This window comes from Demequina aurantiaca, assembly GCF_050598105.1.
In the GTDB taxonomy this organism is placed as follows: Bacteria; Actinomycetota; Actinomycetes; order Actinomycetales; family Demequinaceae; genus Demequina; species Demequina aurantiaca_A.
Genome location: NZ_CP192436.1, coordinates 2,663,536 through 2,681,886, shown reverse-complemented (window position 1 = coordinate 2,681,886; position 18,351 = coordinate 2,663,536). Strand labels below are relative to the sequence as shown.

The following is an 18,351-nucleotide window of genomic DNA, read 5'->3' as shown; positions in this document are numbered from 1 at the left end:
TCACCTCACGCTAAGAAGTTCGGCCCCAACTCCAAGCGGGACCGGGTTTCCTATGACGTGAGGCGATCACCGGGAGCACCGGTGCGCTCGTCGAAGTCTCTAGACGTCGTGCGCGAACACGCGCGACCAGTGGTTCGCCATGCTGATCGCGGTCCATCCGCGCGTAGCTGCGGTCTCGAACGCCCGCTCGGCCCCCTCGGCATACGCGACCTCTCGCGCATCGTCGTCGTGGGACACGAGCAGGCCCAGAGTTCGCCGCGGCTGGCTGGTCGCCAACTCGAGCATCGGCACGTCGCCGTTCGCGTTGCCGGCGGCGAGGAGGGGTCGACGTCCGATCCGCTCCCAGATCTGTGTCGCCTTCGTGGGTCCGTCGTCGAGGATGCCGAGCGTCGCGGTGCGCACCACCCGGGCACCATCGGCGTCGGACACGAAGGCTAGGCCCGACGAACTGCCCACGACGCGCTCTCGCGGAATGCCATACATGCTCGCGGTGACCGGGCGCATGAAGTCGCGGCCCCCGCCAGAGACGATGTAGCACGTGAACTGGTGGGCCTCGAGGTAGGCGAGGAGCTCGACCATGGGCACGAACCCCAGTTCGGTAAAGGGCCGCTCGTGAATCGGGTTGAGTCCCCGCGCTAGAAATTCTGCCGACTGCTGCTCAAACTCCTCGACGCCAATGTCACCGAAGGCGCTCAGGACCGCGCCTGCGAGGAGCTGCAGGTCTGCCTGGTCTCCGCTGTAGTGCTTGACGATGGCGTTGTCGATCCAGGAGGCGTCGCCCGCGGCGAGGGAGGCCCAAGGCTCAGACCCCCGTAGCGATTCGTCGGCCAGCGCGGCCTCGGCCAGGCGCTCGGCAATGAAGACGCCTTGGGCGAGCGGTTTCTCGCTCCACAGGGTGCCGTCGTTGTCGAAGGTCGCCACCCGGTCTTCAATGGGAGCGAACTCGTCGGATTCTGAGTCGGTCACCGCCTCGACAAAGCTGACGATGGCGTTCTTGGCTTCCGAATCTAGCCATGACTCCAGGTACTCACTCATGTGGGCGGCATCCTTTGGTAGGGGTGTTGGGCGCCGGAGCGCACCGCGCGCGGCGGGCGGCTGCCAGTGACAACAACCTATCGTCGGGAGCAAGGAACGAAGGCGATGAGTGGAAACTTTCTCCCCACGCGGTCAGCCGTGCCCGCCCGCTTCAACGCAAAAACCCGGTCCTGACTCTCGCGAGTCTGGACCGGGTTTTCTTGTGGCGGTGCCGGTGGGATTTGAACCCACGGTACGGGTTTGCCGTACACAGCATTTCGAGTGCTGCACCTTCGGCCGCTCGGACACGGCACCGCGGATGAGAATACCGTCAAAGACGCGCCGCGACCAAACCGGGCGTAAATACCCGCCTGGGCACTGCATCGGCCGTGTGCCTTGGGTGGCTAGCGGCGCTGCTCGAAGAACTCGCGCAAGAGCGTCGCGGACTCCACGCCGCGCACGTCTGCGATGACCTCGACCTTGGAGCCGATGCGGGCGTCGCGCACCAAGTCCCACTGGGATCCGGTCGCCCCCGCCTTCTGGTCCCAAGCGCCAATCACCAGGCGGGGAATGCGCGCGGCGAGCAGCGCGCCGGCGCACATCGCGCACGGCTCTAGCGTGACCACCAGCGTGCATCCCTCGAGCCGCCAGGAGCCGGCCGACTCCGCGGCCTCGCGTAACGCGAGCACTTCCGCGTGGGCGGTGGGGTCCGAGCGCACGGCGCGCTGATTGAAGCCGCGGCCAATGACCGAGCCCTCCGCGTCGAGCACCACAGCCCCGACCGGGACCTCGCCCAGGTTTTGGGCGGCGCGCGCCAGCATCAGGGCCTCGCCCATGGCTGCCTCGTAGAACGCGTGCATGCGCTCCAGGCTACCTGGGGGATTCAGGACGCCCGATGCGGCGCTTGGGTATCCACGAGGACGCCCGCCAAGAAGTAGGGTTAAGCCATGCAGCTTCATGTCGCGGACCACCCGCTCATCGCCCACAAGGTCACCGTCCTTCGGGACAAGAACACCCCCTCGCCGACGTTCCGGCTGCTGGTGGATGAGTTGGTGACGCTGCTCGCGTACGAGGCGACGCGGCAGGTACGCGTGCAGGACTGCGTGGTTCAGACTCCGTTGCAGGAGACGACCGGCACCAAGATCGCCAGCCCCGCGCCGCTGATCGTGCCGATCCTGCGCGCCGGACTGGGCATGCTGGACGGGATGACCCGCATGTTGCCGAGCGCCGAGGTGGGATTCCTTGGGCTCAAGCGCGACGAGGAGACGCTCGAGGCGATCACGTATGCGAACCGGCTTCCCGACGACCTCACCGGGCGACAGGTGTTCCTCGTCGACCCGATGCTGGCGACGGGTGGCTCGCTCGTCGCGGCCATCGAGTATGTGCTGGAGCGCGGCGCCACCGACGTGACCTGCGTCTGCCTGCTCGCTGCCCCCGAGGGGATCGAGCGGGTCCGTACGGCCATGGGCGACCGGGTCGACGTATCCGTGGTGGTGGCTCAGGTCGACGAGTGCCTGAACGACCAGGGATTCATCGTTCCCGGACTCGGGGACGCGGGCGACAGGCTCTACGGCCTCGTCTAATCCGCGCGCCGGGTTGGCTGATCGCTAGCCCTTAGCCGCTATTTGCGACCCGTGTTGCCGCCGGGGCGCGAGAAATGTCAGACCCCTTTGGCATCCTTGAAACATGCCCAAAATTGCCCCGCGGAGAGGTCGTCCCCAGGGAATCGGCGCGCCTGTGGAGGACACGCCGCGTTGTCCACAGCGTATCCACAGGTTCCGGGCCCACCTGTGGATAGAAACCACTACATCTAGGGGTGGTCCCAGACGATGACCCCTATATCTAGTGAAATAGTCGCGTGTTGGGCTGGACAGCGAGGGGTCCGAGAGCGTAGATTCAGGCAACGCTTCGGCAAGGTCCAGAGGCCGTGAACACACCTCGGCACGACCCTTGCCCCAAGTCCCAAGCACAATCCTTACAGGGCCCATCGGCCACCGTTCCAATCACTTGCAGGAGAGCACCGTGACGATTACCGAAAACTCCGCGAATACCGACGTCAACGGCGACACAACGGCGATCGCGGCCCTCACTAAGCCGGGCATTCACGTCACCAAGCGCGATGGCACCCGCGAGCCGTACAACGCCGACCGCATCAACAAGGCGATCGAGCACGCTGCGGAGGGCCTAGAGGACCAGATCTCGAAGACCACGCAGATTGCGACCGAGCTGGGCATCACCCTGTTCGACGGAATCACCACCGAGCAGCTGGACGAGGCCGCCATCGGAGTGGCCGTCCAGAACGTGAAGGACGACCCCGACTTCGACATCATCGCCGCGCGCCTGCTGCGCAAGGTGATCTACAAGCGAGTCCTCGGCGGCTTCGACACCTCGCTCGAGCTGGCGCTGCTTCACCAGGCACGCTTCCCGGGTTACATCCGCGACGCCGTGGAGGAGGGCCTGCTCGACGAGCGCCTGACCACGATCTTTGACCTGGACGCGCTCGCCGCGGCGATCGACCACGAGCGCGACGACCTGCTTAAGTACATCGGCACCGTGACCATGCGCAACCGCTACATGATCACTGACCGTCACGGTAAGTCCCTCGAGGTGCCTCAGTACTTCTGGATGCGCGTCTCCATGGGTCTCTCGCTCAACGAAGAGAACCCCACCGAGATGGCGCTCAAGTTCTACGACAAGATCTCGAAGCTCGACTACCTTCCCGCCGGCTCGACGCTGGTCAACGCGGGCACGTCCTACCCGCAGCTCTCCAACTGCTTCGTGATGCAGATGGAAGACGACATGGACCACATCGCCAAGACCGTTGGCGACGTCATGTGGCTGACCAAGGGCACGGGCGGAATCGGACTCTCCGTCACCAAGCTGCGCTCCGAGGGTTCGCCCATCAAGTCGAACAACACCACCTCGACCGGCCCCATCCCGTTCATGCACACCATCGACTCCACGCTGCGTGCGGTGTCGCGCGGCGGCAAGAAGTTCGGCGCGCTGTGCTTCTACATGGAGAACTGGCACATGGACTTCGCGCAGTTCCTCGACCTGCGCCAGAACTCCGGTGACCCCTACCGCCGCACCCGCACCGCCAACACGGCAGTGTGGATCTCCGACGAATTCATGAAGCGCGTCGCCGCGGACCAGGACTGGTACCTGTTCGACCCCGCGGAGGCCCCCGACCTGGTGGAGCTCACGGGCTCGGCGTTCTCCGCCCGGTATGCGGAACTCGTCTCGCTCGCGGAGAGCGGCAAGCTGCAGCGTTTCACCAAGATGCGTGCCCGCGAGCAGTACAAGTCGATTCTGCTCATGCTGCAGGGTTCTTCTCACCCGTGGCTGACCTGGAAGGACACGATCAACAACCGTGCCCTCAACACGAACACCGGCACCATTCACCTGTCGAACCTGTGCACCGAGATCTGCCTGCCGCAGGACCGCGACAACATCGCCGTCTGCAACCTGGCCTCGGTGAACCTGTCCGAGCACTTCGTGGACGGCAGGATCGACTGGGACCGCATGGAGAGCTCGGTGCGCCTCGCGGTGCGCCAGCTCGACAACCTGGTCGACATCACGCTGTCCGCTGTCAAGGAATCGGACCACGCCAACCGCGAGAACCGCGCGGTGGGTCTGGGTGTCATGGGCTTCACCGACGTCACCGAGCGCCTCGGCCTCGCGTACGAGTCGGAAAAGTCCTACGACCTGATCGACGAGATCATGGAGTTCGTGTCGTACCACGCCATTGACGCGTCTGCTGATCTGGCTCGTGAGCGCGGCTCGTACAACAACTTCGCTGGCTCCGGCTGGTCGCAGGGCAAGGTCCCGTTCGACACCATCGCGTCGACTGAGGCGGACCGTGGCGTGAAGATTGACGTCAACCGCACCATGCGCCTGGACTGGGACGTGCTGCGCGAGAAGGTCAAGGGGGGCATCCGCAACGCGACGCTCCTCGCTGTCGCGCCCACCGCCTCCATCGGCCTCGTCGCGGGCACCACGCCCGGCTTCGACCCGCAGTTCTCGCAGATCTTCTCCCGTGCCACCTCCTCGGGCAAGTTCCTCGAGGTCAACCGCAACCTTGTTCGCGACCTGCAGTCCGAGGGCATTTGGGAAGACGTCCGCGACCGACTGCTGGAGGTCCAGGGCGACCTCAGCCAGATCGAGGAGGTCCCCGAGCACCTGCAGACGGTCTACAAGACGTCCTTCCAGCTGTCGCCCTACGCCTTCATCGAGGTAGCAGCGCGCGCTCAGAAGTGGATCGACCAGGCGATCAGCCGCAACATCTACCTCGCGGACCGCGACGTCGAGAGCATGATGGCGCTGTACTCCGCCGCGTGGGAGCGTGGCGTGAAGACCACCTATTACCTGCACATGAAGCCGCGTCACACCGCCGAGCAGTCGACGGTGCGCGTGAACAAGTCGGAGAAGATGCCCACCAACAGCGCGGGCACCAAGCCCTCCGGTGGGGCGACCGGCGGGCCCTCTCGCAAGGGATTCGGCGCTCGCAAGGGCTTCGGAGCAGCTAAGGCGACTGGCGCGGTCACCGCGGTAGAGTCCGCGGTCGCCGAGGCGATTGCTGACGCTCCGGCCGAGGCCGTTGCGGCACAGCCGATCTCCGCAGCCCCGGTTGCCGACGTGGCCCCGGTCGCTGCGGCAACTCCCCGCAAGGGCTTCGGCGCTGCGGCGGCGAGCGCCCCTGTGGCGGCCGCGGCCCCCGCATCGGCGGCCCCCCAGAGCCAAGCGTCAACGATCTCAGTCGCACCCGCGGCCGTGATGTCCGCACTGGCGACGACGGCGTTTGCGCCGGCTCCGACCCAGCAGCCCGCGGTGCCGCCCACGTCGCTCCCCGAGCCGTACGAGGCACCCACGGCGGCCGCTCCCGCCGGCGTCACCGAGTTCGCCGTGACGTCGAGTTCCGTTGGCGGCAACACAGAAATGATCGGCGGCGTGGCTTGCCCCGTCGACCCGATGGAAGCTCTGCAATGCGAGTCCTGCCAGTAACGGCGGGGAAAGGTTAAGGACCAGATCATGGCGATTTTAGGAACAGGCATTCAGGACGGACTGCTACTCAAGCCCGTCACCTACCCATGGGCGATGGAGCTGTACGACCAGGCCGTTGCCAACACGTGGTTCCCTAACGAGATTCAGCTGGGCGAGGACCTAGGCGACTTCAGGAAGATGACGGACGAAGAGCGTCACGCCATCACGTTCCTGATGTCCTACTTCAACCCGAACGAGCTGCTCGTGAACAAGGCGCTTGCGTTCGGCGTTTACCCCTACATCAACGCGCCGGAGTGCCACCTCTACCTGGCTAAGCAGATGTGGGAGGAAGCCAACCACTGCATGTCCTTCGAGTACGTCCTCGAGACGTTCCCGATTGACCGCGAAGCGGCCTACAACTCTCACGCCACCGTGCCCTCCATGGCGGCCAAGGAGGAGTTCGGCGTCAAGTTCATCAAGCGCATGACCGAAGAGACGCTGGATATCACCACGACCGAGGGCAAGAAGGACTTTGTCCGCAACCTCGTCGCGTACAACATCATCCTCGAGGGCATCTGGTTCTACTCAGGATTCATGGTCGCGCTGAGCTTCCGTCAGCGCAACCTGCTGCGCAACTTCGGTTCGCTCATGGACTGGGTGATTCGCGACGAGTCGCTTCACCTCCAGTTCGGGATCAACCTGATCCTGACCGTGCTCGAGGAGAACGAGGACCTGCAGGACCCCGACTTCGCCGAGGAGATCCGTCAGATGATCATCGGCGCCGTGGAGATGGAGGAGCAGTACAACCGCGACCTTCTCCCCACCGGGATCCTGGGCCTCAACGCCGACTACGTGAACCAGTACGTGAAGTACCTGGCTGACCGTCGCCTCGAGGAGCTCGGCTTCGACTCGCACTACAACGTGTCGAACCCCGCCAAGTGGATGGCTACCGCGAACGACACCCTGCAGCTGGTGAACTTCTTCGAGGCCACCAACACCTCGTACGAGGTCAACGCGCAGGGCACCAAGAAGTAGTTGTTCTCCGGGCTAGGGCCCGGCGACGTGTGGGGGCCGTCAGGCTCGAATACCCACTCGCCGCCGGTCCCTAGCCTTCTGCGTTGCGTGATCCCAGTCACACCGACCGCGCGGGCGATCGTTCTGCGGATGCGGATACATCGCGTTTCGCATATGTTTGAGGTTCCGGGAATCTTTGCGCCCCCGCGCGCGTTGAATTCTCTGCAGGCGTGAGTGCTTTCATTCCGTCGCCCATCTTCACGGCAGCGTCGCCTGATGCCATCACCATTCAAGGACGTACCCCACCGTGACTTCAGACCTAGCGACCAGGCCCGCTGCCGATTCCGCGACCCAGCCGTCGACCGCCCCTGCGCGCCGCCAGCCGAACGTCAACCGCCGGCAGCTGGGCGAGAGGATGTCTCGTAACCAGCGCATCGGCTACATTCTTATGCTCGGCGCGCTGGTCGCGATGGGCCCCTTCACGATCGACCTCTATCTGCCGGCCTTCCCTCAGGTAGCCGCGGACCTTAACGCCAGCGACGCCGCCATCCAGCTGACTCTCACGGCCACCATGATCGGCTTTGGCCTGGGCCAGCTGATCGTGGGGCCGCTGAGCGACTCCTTCGGACGTAAGCGGCCGCTCCTAATCGCCACCGCGCTTCACGTGGTCGCGAGCATCGGTGTCGCGCTCGCCCCCACGGTCGAGTGGGTCATGGTCGGTCGCATCTTCCAGGGAATTGGCGCGGCAGGCGGCGCGGTTGTCGCGATGGCCGTGGTTCGTGACCTGTTCGCAGGGCAGTCACTTATCCGCATGCTGTCGCGGATGGCCCTGGTTACCGGACTGGCTCCCGTCCTGGCCCCGGTCATCGGTTCGCAGCTGCTGCGAGTGGTCGACTGGCGCGAGGTCTTCTTTGTCCTCGCCGCGTACGGCGTGCTCATCGGCACCATCGTCGGCGTGAAGATGTTCGAGACTCTTCCCCCGGCGCAGCGCGGCAACGACGAGAAGGGCATCGTAGGCAAGCGTTACAAGAAGCTGCTGACGGACCCTGCGTTCGTCGGTATCGCGATAGTCGGCGCGATGACGTTCACCACGCTGTTCGCGTACCTCTCGTCGTCGTCCTTTGTGCTCCAGGACATCTACGGGCTCAGCGCGCAGGAGTACGGAATCGTCTTTGGCATCAACTCTCTGGGCCTGGTGGTGTGCACGCAGATCGCTAGCCGGCTCATGCGCCGCTACCCTCCTCGCACCGTAGCCGCGCTCGGCCTCGGGGTCATGAGCGTGGGAGCCGCCTCGCTGCTCGTCGGTTCGTTCTTCGGCGTCGGCCTGATCGCCGTGCTGGCGTCGCTCTTCCTCGTCGTCTCCCCGGTGGGGCTCATCATGCCCTCGGTGCAGGTCACGGCGCTGGCCAGCCACGGCAAGGAGGCAGGTACTGCCGCCTCCGTCATCGGCGCGGCGAACTTCGGCGTGGCCGGACTGCTGTCGCCGATCGTCGGCGTGATGGGCATCTCGGTCGCCTCGATGGGAATCGTGATGGTCGGCGCGCTGCTGGTCGCCCACCTGACCTTCTGGATTGTGGTGCGTCCGCGGATCCAGTCCGTCGTCGTCGCCTAGGCTCACCCGCCGGTCGGTGACCGCGCTAGCGTGGTCCCATGACTAAGCGCATCGGCATCCTGCTCTACGACGGCTTCGACCTAATCGACTCCGGCGGCCCGTACGAGGTGTTCCTCACCGCGTCCCGGCTTGCCGAGCGGGATGGTGACGCGGCTCTGTACGAGGTGGTGCTCATCTCGCCCGTCGGCGAGGACGTGGTCGCCTATGGCGGAATGACAGTGACGGGAACGATGCCCGCAGCCGATGCTGGCACCCTCCACACGCTCATCGTCCCCGGACTCGTCGACATAGCTGCCGCGCGGGCCAATCCCGCCGTCGGCGCCGCGATCGCGGGCCTCGCCAGGTCGTCGGCGACGGTCGCCTCCGTATGCACGGGGGCGTTCCTGCTGAGCGACCAGGGCCTGCTGGACGGTCAGCCTGCGACGACGCACTGGGAGGATGTGGCGCTGCTGGCTGGCGAGGGGCGGATCGGCGAGGGAGTCGAGGCCGTGCGGTGGGTGGACAACGGCGCGGTCGTGACAAGCGGAGGCCTGACGTCAGGCATACACATGGCGCTACACCTGGTGGGCCGAGACTTTGGCGTTGACGTCGCAAAACGGACCGCGCGTCAACTCGAGATGGACTGGAATCCCAGCCCCGCTCGCTAGGACTCCGAGACCACCGTCACCGTGACGGAACTGAGCAGGTAGTTGTCGCCGGTGCTCGTGGCACGCAGCGTGTGCTTGCCCGCCGCGAGGTTGCCGCTCGGGAAGAACGATTTTGCGTCTACCCCGAGGCTGTTCGAGAAGGCAGAACCTGCTGCGGTGGAGTCGGCGGCATCGTTCGTCTTGCCGAGAATCGCGGCACTCGAATCTGCTGAAATATAGGTGCCAGCCGGGCCGTTCCAACGACGCGGAGTCAACGACACATCGTCGATCTGGGCCCGGTCGCCGGTGAGACTGCGGTCCGAATCCCACGCGACCCAACCCAACTCGGCTGTCGAGGTAGAGCCGGTGAAGAAGCGGAACTCGGCGCTCGCGCGCTCACTGACCCAGCGGCTGCCGTCGAAGATCGCGACCCTAGCCGTGGGCAGGCTCGGCGACTCGTAGATCACGGTGAGGGCGAACCCGCCGTAGTACGTGCGGTCGTTGTCGTTGGCGGATCGGCTCAGGGCGATATCTGCCACAGTCCACTCGCCGGCGCCGCCGTCGCGCACCAACTCGGTCACGTTCGCACGTGACTGGTAATAGGCGCGATTCGAGCCGTCTAGGTAGATGGGGGAGACGACGGTGCCGTCGATCACATTCCATTTCGAGGCGCCGGGCGCCTGGATCCGCGCCTTAGAGATGTCGCTGTCGAACCACATCTCTGGGGAGTTCTCGGTCCCCTTCGTGGCGTCCCGGACGCTCGCGTTGGCAGACCACTCGAGGGCCGCGTAGAGAACCTTGGCGTCGCTAGGGAGTTCGAGGAGGGTCTTGGCCGAGTTGCGCCCGCCGCCGGCCACGTTGATGGCGACCATGTTCTGGCTGTTGTTTCCCGCGCTGCTGGACGTCGAGTACATGACGTCCTGGCACTTTGCGAGCGATAGGTCGCAGCCCATCAGCGGCGAGCCAACGGTGGTGGCCGCCACGTGACCGCGTGCGGAGAAGGCGACGTTGAGGTTGTCGTTGACCTTCTCGAGCCCGGTGGGAACTTGGTAGTGCGCGGTGCGGTCGCCCGCGACCACGTCGAACACAGTTTCCGCGGCGTCGTCGAGGCCGGTGAAGGTGTCGATCGCGACGGTCAGATCTAGTTCCGCTGATTCGCCGGCCGCAAGGTCGCTGATTCCGCAGACCACTGAGGAGTGGCCGGACGTCAATTCGCAGGACCAGTCGCCAGCGCCGAAGGATCCCGTCGCAGCGTAGGACAGGAAGTTCGAGAGCTCCGGTGCGGACCGCAACGAGGAAGTTCCGCCGCCGCCGGCCACTGAGGGTGCAGAGAACAGGAGGCCCGTAGGAAGGGTCACCGTCGCCTGCATCGCTCCGGCGTTGGTGTCGCCGGAGTTGGACACCGACATCGACACGGTGGGTGAACTCGAGGATACCTCGAGGTAGTTCAGCGGCGCCTCGGCGATTGAAAGAACTGCGCCCACGGGGGGAGGGGTCTCACCGCCACCAGTTTCACCGCCACCAGTTTCACCGCCACCGGTCTCACCGCCACCGGTCTCACCGCCACCGGTCTCACCGCCACCAGTTTCACCGCCACTGGTGCCGCCCGTACCCGAGCCGGTGCCTGTTCCAGCACCAGAGCCGGAGCCTGAGCCTGAGCCTGAACCGTTATCCGTCGCGCCGCCACCTGAGCCTGCGCCGGTCGAGCCAGTGCCAACGCCAGAACCGTTGCCCGCGCCGGTCACGCCGGTGCCCGCGCCTGCGTCGTTGCCGGCGATCGCGGGGGAGCCGTTAAATCCGCCGGCGCCGCTCTGCAGGCCAGGGGTATTGCCGGTGTCAGGGTCGGCCTCGCCGAGCTCGTTTACGCCGGGCACCAGGATTGATGGCTCCTCGGCGTCCACGCCGTCGCTCTCGCCGGCCAGGTTATCCGTGGCGGAGGAATCTGGGGTGGAGCCGACCGCCTGCGTGCCGGCGGACTCGGGGGAGCCGCCGCTGAACAGGCCGAGAAGGCTCGCGCCACCTAAGGCCAGGGCGACTACACCGACCACCGCGGCGGCCGGAATAAGAACGCCGGACGCGCCTGCGAATGCGGCTGCCAGCCCGGTCGCGCCAACGGCGGTGCCGCCTACGCCCGATGCGCCTGCGGATACTCCCGCGCCGGCGGTGCCAGCGGAGGATGCGCTTGCCGTGGCTCCCGGACCGAAGGCGCCGCCAATGGGCATTCCGCCCTGGAGCGCGCCCATGCCGAGCGTCCCGAGCACGATCGGGGCGATGATCCCGCGCATGCCGCGGTTAACGTCTTGAAGCTCGAGTACCAACGCAGTACAACGCTCACACGTCTTGACGTGTTCGTCGATGCGGGTGTGTTCGCGCTTGTTGAGCCCCCCGCGGACGTAGGAACCGAGCTGGGTGTTCGCCTCGAGGCAGTTCAGCGTGTCCGCGCTATTGAGGTGCTGCTGCAGGTACGCCTGGCGAAGCGCCTCCCGCGCTCGGTAGGCGAGGGCAGCGACCCCGTTCGCGCTCAGGCCGAGCAGCGGGGCGATCTCCTTGGGGCTCTTCTTCTCAACTTCGGTGTACCAGAGCACCGCCTGCCATCGCTCGGGAAGCGACTTGAAGGCGCCGGCGACCATGCCGTGCTCGAAGCCTTCGAGGGCCGGCTCGTCGGACGATGCCTCGTAGCCAAGGTTCGCCTCGTACTCGCCCATGTCTTCGCGAGGCTTGGTGCGGATGCCCTTGTTGATCATGTCCATGCCGGTGCGGCGGACAATCGTGAACAGGTAGGCGCGGAACGCTAGGTCCGGCCCGTCTCCGCGTTGCAGCGCGCGCAGCACGCGCGAGAACGACTCCGAGACCACGTCGTCGACGTCTGAGGGGCTATTCGTGTACTGCGTCGCGACCTTGCGCGCTGCCTCCACGTGACGCTCATAGAGCAGGCCAAAGGCGGTCTGGTCACCGGCGCGTACGCCCGCGATCAACTCGGGGTCGCTGGACGTTTCCGTCCATAGTGCGATCGCCTCTGAACTCATGTAACTGGGGGTCTCCTCAGGTGGGCATAGACAGTCACCTCCTATAATCCCTTTAACACCTGGCAAAGCGCAAGGACTAGCAGGGGAAGATTAGTCACATTTCGGGCAAATCGTGCGTGGAGAAAAGTTTTCTTGCTACCCGCGTCATAACCAAGTGTGACCCACGTCTCATATTGCATGACCATAGAAGCGAATCTCCCAGGGCGCCGCGCCAGCGACGTGCTGCTTCGCCAATGGGAAAACGCGAGCGTCGAGTCCGTCTGGCTACGGCCCGGCGACTGGTACACGCCCGCAACCGAGGCACTGGTCGAAGCCCTCGAGGCTCGCCTCGACACCGCTCCCGCAGCGTTCCGTTTGGGACAGGCGCGGGCAGCGGCGGGTGTTGGCATCACCGAAGCTATCGACGACATGGCGGTCCTGTTCAGGTCGGCGGGTTTCGAGTCGGCTCCTATTCGTAGCATCCGCGCACTGTGCGAGGGCTGGACCGAGGGTGACAGCGCTCCGGTAGCGGCCCCCACCATGAAGGACCCCGAGTCGGGGCTCGGCACCACCGAGTACCTGACGCAGCGTCTCGCTGAGGTCTACGGCGCGGCCGTCCGTTCGGGGACTCAGGTTCCCGACACGCACGCGGTCGTCGTGGTCGATGTCGCAGTAGCTGACCCGGACCCCTGGCAGCGGATGGCGCGCAATGCCGCCGTCGGCCAGGCATTGACCAACGCCTACGGCGAGGGTTACCCCATGGCGCGCCTCGCGGATGGCCTTTACGCCGTTCTCGTCGAGCGCGGCACCTCGCTCGGTGCGGGAATCGCGATCCTCCGGGACCACATCTCGGACCGTGCGATCGCAATGCGCGTGGGCAACCTCATGCGCCAACCGCCGCGCGTGTGGATCGAGTCTTTGCCGGCCGATCACACGTACGTCGCAAGTTTGCTGGAATCGCTACAGCGATAGTCCAGTGCGGGAGGACGGCCGATGGCGCGCTGAGGGCGCCATCGGCCTTTCCTGTCTCTAAGCCCGTGTATTGGGCCCAGCCATTGCCGGGTCAGTACCGGGCAGTCAGCCAGTCCGCTGGCGCGTCACGCCTTTCGGTTGTACGCGCGAATGGCGAGCGGCGCGAAGATGATCACGAAGACGGCGCACCACATCAGGGTCCAGGCCACGGGAGAGTGCCAGTCGCCGCCGCTCCAGAGTGCGCGCAGGGACGAGATCAGGTGTGACAGCGGGTTGGCGTTCGCGAACGCCGCTAGCCAACTCGGCATCGTCGACGTGGGCACGAAGGCATTGGACGCGAAGGTGAGGGGGAACAGCGTCATGAAGACGATGCCCTGCACCGCTCGCTCGGAGCGCGCGATCAGCCCCACGAGCATGGGTGCCCACGCCAGGCACAGCGCGAACAGGATCGCGAGCAGGCAACCGCCCAGGAAGCTGAGCGGGTCCGTGCTGATGCGGTACCCGAGGACGTAGCCGGTTCCCACCATGATCACAATGAGCAGTACGTAGCGCACGACGTCCCCCAGCGCGGCGCCCAGCAGCGGTGCCACCCGCGAGATGGGCAGCGATCGGAAGCGATCGAATAGCCCCTTCGACATATCGGAATTGAGCTGGATGCCGATCCCGACGGACGCGAAGGCGATGTTCTGGCCGATCAGGCCGGGGATCAGGAACTCGAGGTACTCGGAGGTGGACCCGGCGATCGCCCCACCAAAGATGAAGGTGAACAGGAGGGTAAACATGATGGGCGACAGCGTGACGTCGATCAAACCCTCGGGAGTGCGCCACGTCTTGACGAGCGAGCGCTTCGCGAGCACCATCGAGTGCCGGATCACGTCGAATGGTCCCTGCTGTATGACCTCGACGTCGTGGGTGATTGCTGCGGAACTCATCCCGCTACCTCCTGATCTTGGCCGGCTTCCGCGGCGTCGGTTGACGGTCGTTGTCGCTGGCCGGTGAGGGTAAAGAACACCTCGTCCAGGCTCGGCAGCTGCAAGGAGAGCTCCGTCACATTTACTTGTCGCGCCGCGAGTTGGGCTACCACGGTGGACAGGGCGGAGTCATCGAGCACGGGCACCGAATACTCGCCCGGGCGGTACTCGTCGATCGGCGCGCGGTCGGTAGCGACGCCGGCCAGGATCTCCTTGACCGCGTCGGCATTGCTCGGGGTGGTGGGGCGCACGCGCAGGGTCTGAGACCCCACGACTCGCTTGAGGTTGTCCGCGGTGTCGTGGGCGATGACCTCGCCGTGATTGATCACCACGATGTCGTCGGCCAGGGCATCGGCCTCCTCGAGGTATTGCGTGGTGAGCAGCACCGAGGTGCCACGCCCCACGATGTCGCGCACCACGTCCCACATGTCCTCGCGCTTGGCGGGATCGAGGCCGGTGGTCGGCTCGTCGAGGAAGACTACCTCCGGGTGGCCGGTCAGCGAGGCGGCCAGGTCGAGGCGGCGGCGCATGCCCCCTGAATAGGTCTTGAGGGTGCGGTCCGCGGCCTCGGTGAGGTCGAACCACTCGAGCAGTTCCTTGGCGCGGGCCTTGGCGGAGCGCCCTGGCATGTTGAGTAGCGCGGCGATCATGAGCAGGTTCTCGCGACCGGTGAGTTCCTCGTCGACGGACGCGTACTGGCCAGTGAGGCCGATGCGCTTGCGTACTTCCGAGGGCTTCTTCGCGACGTCGTAGCCGGCGACGCGGGCGTGGCCGCCATCCGCGCGCAGCAGAGTCGCGAGGATGCGCACGGCGGTGGTCTTACCTGCGCCGTTGGGCCCCAGCACGCCGAGTACTGTGCCGCGCGGCACCGCCAAGTCGATGCCCTTGAGGGCCTTAGTTTCCTTGAAGTTCTTGATGAGGCCCTCGGCCTCGACTGCGTAGTCCTCTGCCATGCCATGAGGTTACGTTGCGCCACCGACACAGGGCAAGAACTAAACCTCGACCGCACTACTTGACAATCTGAGGTACCTAAGTTCACCATGTAGCCATGAACGAGGTCGATCCGCAGATGCTTAAGGGGCTGGTGACCCTGCTCTTGTTGCACCTCGTTGCCGAACGCGAAGACTATGGTTACGCACTTGTGGTGCGGCTGCGGTCCGCGGGCTTTGGCGACATGACAGAGGGCACGGTGTACCCCGCTCTCGCTCGCCTTGAGCATGCCAAGCGGTTGGAGACCAGTCTGGTGCCGTCCGACAAGGGCCCAGCACGTAAGTACTACCGCATCACCGCTGAGGGCCAAGCCGAGTTGGAACGCACGCGCAGCGCGTGGAGCCACCTGACGGGCCTGGTCTCGGGTCTCGTGTCAAAGGAGAAGCCATGACGACATCTATCAACTCAGTGCTCGCGGTCTCCGTGGGAGGCTTGGGCACAGTCCTCTTGATGTTCACCGTCGGCTACCTCGTGATGCTGCTCAGGTTCCGTGCACCTGTCGCCTCGTGGCGTGACCAGTTTGCGACGGCCAAGTACGTCCTCCGCTATGACAACGCGCTTGACTGGCGCGGGATTGGAACCGCGGACAGGCGCATTCTCACCAATGACCTCCGGCGCAACATCGCGGATGCCGCGACAGAGGAGTCGTTAAGCGGGATATTGGAGCGGCTGGGTCACCCTCGCGACCTGGCTAGCGCAGTTTCTGCCCGTGACCGAGGACCTACTTGGGCCCTGGGAAGCGCTGTCGCGCTTGGAGTTTGGTTCCTTTTGCAAATAGGGGCAGTGATCGCCGTCGACGCAATGATCACGAGCGTGGAACAGCTTGCGCCGTCAAGCGGGGCGGTCGTGGTGACAACGCCGCTGCTCTTGGGTTACACCCTCGAGGTCACTACTGACACCCAAGGCGAAGTCGATGTCGTCAGCGTCGCAACCAACGCGGCCATGGCCATCGTGCCCACGCTCGGCTTCGTACTGTTCTCACGCCCATGGCGCCTAGTGACGCGGAGGACGTCACGAAGCGACTCCGCTCCGAGCATCGCGGCGTGAAAACCTAGTTGGCGCGCCAAAGCACCAGGGCGCGTCCCTCGCCTCGCTCGCCTCGCTGGCCGCGCTCGACGATGACTACGTTCCCGCGCGCGCCCGTCGTGAAGACGCGCGAGCCGGGGTCGGCGCGGTGGCGCAACTTGCCCACCTCTAGTTCAAGGGCCTCGACGCGCCGCTGCAGATACAGGATCCGCGCGATGCCGGCCAGGTTGATGCCCTCGTCCTGGCTGAGGCGCTGGACCTCGCGCAGGACGGCGACGTCCTTGAGTGAATAGCGACGACCGCCCCCGGGGCGCCGGCGCGGCACCACGAGCCCGACGCGGTCGTACTGGCGCAGGGTCTGGGCGTGCATGCCGGCCAGCTCGGCCGCGACGGAGATCGGGAAGACAGGCTCGTCAACGTCTGGACGTTCCATGCCGGCCTCCTTAACCTAGATTGCGTGCGATCGAGAAACTACTTCACGGCGTTCTTGTACAGCTCCCCGCGAGGATCGTCCTTAGCCGTCTCGATGGCGAAGGCCTGCAGCGCCTCCTTGGCGGCGCGCGAGAGCTTGCCTGGCACCGTGACGCTGACCGTGGCGAGCAGGTCGCCTATCCCGTTCGCTCCCGTGAGGCCGTGGCCCTTGACGCGCAGGACGCGTCCGGAACTGGTGCCGGAGGGCACCTTGACCTTGACCCGAGTGCCGTTGAGCGTGGGAACCTCGACCGTCGCGCCCAGCACCGCCTCGTCAAAGGCAACCGGCAGGGTGATGCGCAGGTTGTTGCCCTCGGCGGTGAACACCGGGTGCTTTCCCACGCGCACAGTGAGCATCAGGTCGCCAGCGGGGCCGCCGTTCTGGCCCGGGCGGCCCTTGCCGCGAATGCGGATCTTCTGCCCGTCCCGAACTCCCACGGGGATCCGGGTGGTGAAGCTGCGGCCGTCCAACTTGAGGGAGATGGGGGACCCCTCGGCGGCCTGCCGGAACGAGACTTCGGTGGTGGCGCCGATGTCCTGACCGGGAGTCGGGCCTCGTCGGCCGCCGCCAAACATGTTCGACAAGATGTCCTCGAATCCACCGCTCTGGGCACGTGCTCCTGAGTTGTTGCCCTGCTGGCGACCGCCGCCGAACATGCCGCCCATGGCGTCCTCGAACCCGCCGCCGCTCTGGCCACCTGCCTGGAAACGAGGGCCGCCGCCCATGGCGCGCACGGAGTCGTACTGTTCCCGCTGCGTCTTGTCGGACAGCACCGCGTATGCCTCGCCCACCTCTTTGAAGCGCTTCTCAGCGGAGGCGTTGCCCGGGTTGCGGTCCGGGTGGAGTTCCTTGGCCTGCTTGCGATAGGCCTTCTTGATGGCGGCCTCGTCGGCCTCCTTCGGGACGCCTAGCGTCTTGTAGAAGTCCTTCGAGAACCAGTCCTGGCTACTCATAGGCGTTCCCTTTCGCGGTGCATGGGCGGTCGGCTACTCGGGCTGCGCGACGATGACGCGCGCGGGGCGCAGCACCTTCTCGCCGATGCGGTGGCCGGGCTGTGCGACCTGCTGGACGGTGGGAGTGGTGACCTCTGCACTCGGCTGCGACATGAGCGCCTCGTGGATCTGAGGATCGAACTCGTCGCCGATGGTGCCGTAGGACTCCCACCCGAGCCTGCCGAGGGCTTCCTCGAGCTTGCTGGCGATTGACGCGAACGGCCCGTCGGCGAGGTCGCCATGCTCTCGTGCGGCGGCGATGTCGTCGAGCGACGGGATCAGCGCCTCGATGACCTTGCCCGTTGCCTGATCGCTCAGCACGGCGCGATCGCGGTCGACGCGCTTGCGATAGTTCACGAACTCGGCCTGGAGGCGGCGTAGATCCTCGAGGTGCTCGGCGGCCTTCAACGCGGCGGCGGACAGTGCTTCGTCCGCGCCTTCCTCGTCTGCCTCCAGGGTCGCGCCGGCCTCGTTCAGGATTGACTCAGCCTCTGCCAGCGCATCGGCGCCGGTGTTGTCCTGGGGCTGCGACTCGGGGGAGTCCGCGGCATCGTCGGGGGTGTTGTTGCTGTCGTTATTTTCTGCTGGCGTGTCAGTCACGTCGTCCTCCTAGAGAGTGTTGAGTGGGGTAACGCGCGACGGGCGGGCGGCGTCTGCCAGCCCGCCCATCGCGTGGT

Annotated in this window: 16 protein-coding genes and 1 tRNA gene; 8 read left to right on the top strand and 9 right to left on the bottom strand. The window is 65.6% G+C overall.

The window, feature by feature from the left end:
• Positions 1-99: 99 nt before the first annotated feature.
• The 3 genes from ACQU6B_RS12325 to ACQU6B_RS12315 all read right to left on the bottom strand — a co-directional run bounded on the left by ACQU6B_RS12325 (position 100) and on the right by ACQU6B_RS12315 (position 1,874).
• Positions 100-1,035 carry a haloacid dehalogenase-like hydrolase gene (locus ACQU6B_RS12325; protein ID WP_430867835.1) on the bottom strand — a complete coding sequence of 312 codons (936 nt, stop codon included), beginning with the start codon at positions 1,033-1,035 and terminating at the stop codon, positions 100-102.
• A gap of 203 nt (positions 1,036-1,238) precedes the next feature.
• Positions 1,239-1,329 (bottom strand) — tRNA-Ser (locus ACQU6B_RS12320).
• A gap of 89 nt (positions 1,330-1,418) precedes the next feature.
• Positions 1,419-1,874, bottom strand: a complete 456-nt coding sequence (locus ACQU6B_RS12315) for a nucleoside deaminase (protein WP_430867834.1) — start codon at positions 1,872-1,874, stop codon at positions 1,419-1,421.
• Between the two features lie 87 nt (positions 1,875-1,961).
• Here ACQU6B_RS12315 and upp point away from each other — a divergent pair, with 87 nt between their 5' ends.
• From upp to ACQU6B_RS12290, 5 genes are all read left to right on the top strand, one after another.
• Positions 1,962-2,597, top strand: a complete 636-nt coding sequence (upp, locus tag ACQU6B_RS12310) for a uracil phosphoribosyltransferase (RefSeq protein WP_430867833.1) — start codon at positions 1,962-1,964, stop codon at positions 2,595-2,597.
• A gap of 439 nt (positions 2,598-3,036) precedes the next feature.
• A complete protein-coding gene (locus ACQU6B_RS12305; protein ID WP_430867832.1) occupies positions 3,037-6,015 on the top strand; it encodes a ribonucleoside-diphosphate reductase subunit alpha in 2,979 nt (992 codons plus the stop codon).
• 27 nt (positions 6,016-6,042) lie between these two features.
• The gene (locus tag ACQU6B_RS12300; protein ID WP_430867831.1) at positions 6,043-7,029 is read left to right on the top strand and encodes a ribonucleotide-diphosphate reductase subunit beta; all 987 of its coding nucleotides are present in this window, start codon (positions 6,043-6,045) and stop codon (positions 7,027-7,029) included.
• A 286-nt stretch (positions 7,030-7,315) separates the two neighbouring features.
• Positions 7,316-8,620 (top strand): multidrug effflux MFS transporter, encoded by a 1,305-nt coding sequence (locus tag ACQU6B_RS12295; RefSeq protein ID WP_430867830.1) that lies wholly within the window; start codon positions 7,316-7,318, stop codon positions 8,618-8,620.
• Between the two features lie 38 nt (positions 8,621-8,658).
• Entirely contained in the window at positions 8,659-9,267 is a 609-nt protein-coding gene (locus ACQU6B_RS12290) for a GlxA family transcriptional regulator (RefSeq protein ID WP_430867829.1), read from the top strand.
• On the opposite strand, the gene ACQU6B_RS12285 is transcribed toward ACQU6B_RS12290, so the two are convergent.
• Entirely contained in the window at positions 9,264-12,272 is a 3,009-nt protein-coding gene (locus ACQU6B_RS12285) for a sigma-70 family RNA polymerase sigma factor (RefSeq protein WP_430867828.1), read from the bottom strand. The genes ACQU6B_RS12290 and ACQU6B_RS12285 overlap by 4 nt on opposite strands.
• A gap of 177 nt (positions 12,273-12,449) precedes the next feature.
• Here ACQU6B_RS12285 and ACQU6B_RS12280 point away from each other — a divergent pair, with 177 nt between their 5' ends.
• Positions 12,450-13,223 (top strand): hypothetical protein, encoded by a 774-nt coding sequence (locus ACQU6B_RS12280; protein WP_430867827.1) that lies wholly within the window; start codon positions 12,450-12,452, stop codon positions 13,221-13,223.
• A gap of 125 nt (positions 13,224-13,348) precedes the next feature.
• Here ACQU6B_RS12280 and ACQU6B_RS12275 read toward each other — a convergent pair whose 3' ends face one another.
• Together ACQU6B_RS12275 and ACQU6B_RS12270 are read right to left on the bottom strand one after the other, a co-directional pair.
• Positions 13,349-14,155 (bottom strand): ABC transporter permease, encoded by an 807-nt coding sequence (locus tag ACQU6B_RS12275; RefSeq protein ID WP_430867826.1) that lies wholly within the window; start codon positions 14,153-14,155, stop codon positions 13,349-13,351.
• Complete coding sequence (locus ACQU6B_RS12270) at positions 14,152-15,147, bottom strand: ATP-binding cassette domain-containing protein (RefSeq protein WP_430867825.1); 996 nt, start codon at positions 15,145-15,147, stop codon at positions 14,152-14,154. The genes ACQU6B_RS12275 and ACQU6B_RS12270 overlap by 4 nt, the downstream gene beginning before the upstream one ends.
• Before the next feature lie 95 nt (positions 15,148-15,242).
• Between ACQU6B_RS12270 and ACQU6B_RS12265 the strand changes: the two genes are divergently transcribed.
• Positions 15,243-15,575 carry a PadR family transcriptional regulator gene (locus ACQU6B_RS12265; RefSeq protein ID WP_430867824.1) on the top strand — a complete coding sequence of 111 codons (333 nt, stop codon included), beginning with the start codon at positions 15,243-15,245 and terminating at the stop codon, positions 15,573-15,575.
• Positions 15,572-16,231 (top strand): hypothetical protein, encoded by a 660-nt coding sequence (locus tag ACQU6B_RS12260; RefSeq protein WP_430867823.1) that lies wholly within the window; start codon positions 15,572-15,574, stop codon positions 16,229-16,231. The genes ACQU6B_RS12265 and ACQU6B_RS12260 overlap by 4 nt, the downstream gene beginning before the upstream one ends.
• Positions 16,232-16,235: 4 nt before the next feature.
• Here the strand turns inward: ACQU6B_RS12260 and ACQU6B_RS12255 are convergent, their stop codons facing one another.
• The 3 genes from ACQU6B_RS12255 to ACQU6B_RS12245 are packed head-to-tail and all read right to left on the bottom strand — an operon-like array spanning position 16,236 to position 18,274.
• On the bottom strand, positions 16,236-16,643 hold the full coding sequence (locus ACQU6B_RS12255; RefSeq protein WP_430867822.1) for a heat shock protein transcriptional repressor HspR: 408 nt from the start codon (positions 16,641-16,643) through the stop codon (positions 16,236-16,238).
• Between the two features lie 38 nt (positions 16,644-16,681).
• Positions 16,682-17,635, bottom strand: a complete 954-nt coding sequence (locus ACQU6B_RS12250) for a DnaJ C-terminal domain-containing protein (protein WP_430867821.1) — start codon at positions 17,633-17,635, stop codon at positions 16,682-16,684.
• Between the two features lie 33 nt (positions 17,636-17,668).
• Entirely contained in the window at positions 17,669-18,274 is a 606-nt protein-coding gene (locus ACQU6B_RS12245; RefSeq protein WP_430867820.1) for a nucleotide exchange factor GrpE, read from the bottom strand.
• Between the last annotated feature and the right edge of the window lie 77 nt (positions 18,275-18,351).

What these genes read in the sequence shown, in the direction of transcription:
- ACQU6B_RS12325 (WP_430867835.1), bottom strand. Translation starts at nt 1,035, where the DNA reads ATGAGTGAGTACCTGGAGTCATGGCTAGATTCGGAAGCCAAGAACGCC.
- ACQU6B_RS12315 (WP_430867834.1), bottom strand. Translation starts at nt 1,874, where the DNA reads ATGCACGCGTTCTACGAGGCAGCCATGGGCGAGGCCCTGATGCTGGCG.
- upp (WP_430867833.1), top strand. Translation starts at nt 1,962, where the DNA reads ATGCAGCTTCATGTCGCGGACCACCCGCTCATCGCCCACAAGGTCACC.
- ACQU6B_RS12300 (WP_430867831.1), top strand. Translation starts at nt 6,043, where the DNA reads ATGGCGATTTTAGGAACAGGCATTCAGGACGGACTGCTACTCAAGCCC.
- ACQU6B_RS12290 (WP_430867829.1), top strand. Translation starts at nt 8,659, where the DNA reads ATGACTAAGCGCATCGGCATCCTGCTCTACGACGGCTTCGACCTAATC.
- ACQU6B_RS12285 (WP_430867828.1), bottom strand. Translation starts at nt 12,272, where the DNA reads ATGAGTTCAGAGGCGATCGCACTATGGACGGAAACGTCCAGCGACCCC.
- ACQU6B_RS12280 (WP_430867827.1), top strand. Translation starts at nt 12,450, where the DNA reads ATGACCATAGAAGCGAATCTCCCAGGGCGCCGCGCCAGCGACGTGCTG.
- ACQU6B_RS12275 (WP_430867826.1), bottom strand. Translation starts at nt 14,155, where the DNA reads ATGAGTTCCGCAGCAATCACCCACGACGTCGAGGTCATACAGCAGGGA.
- ACQU6B_RS12270 (WP_430867825.1), bottom strand. Translation starts at nt 15,147, where the DNA reads ATGGCAGAGGACTACGCAGTCGAGGCCGAGGGCCTCATCAAGAACTTC.
- ACQU6B_RS12265 (WP_430867824.1), top strand. Translation starts at nt 15,243, where the DNA reads ATGAACGAGGTCGATCCGCAGATGCTTAAGGGGCTGGTGACCCTGCTC.
- ACQU6B_RS12260 (WP_430867823.1), top strand. Translation starts at nt 15,572, where the DNA reads ATGACGACATCTATCAACTCAGTGCTCGCGGTCTCCGTGGGAGGCTTG.
- ACQU6B_RS12255 (WP_430867822.1), bottom strand. Translation starts at nt 16,643, where the DNA reads ATGGAACGTCCAGACGTTGACGAGCCTGTCTTCCCGATCTCCGTCGCG.
- ACQU6B_RS12250 (WP_430867821.1), bottom strand. Translation starts at nt 17,635, where the DNA reads ATGAGTAGCCAGGACTGGTTCTCGAAGGACTTCTACAAGACGCTAGGC.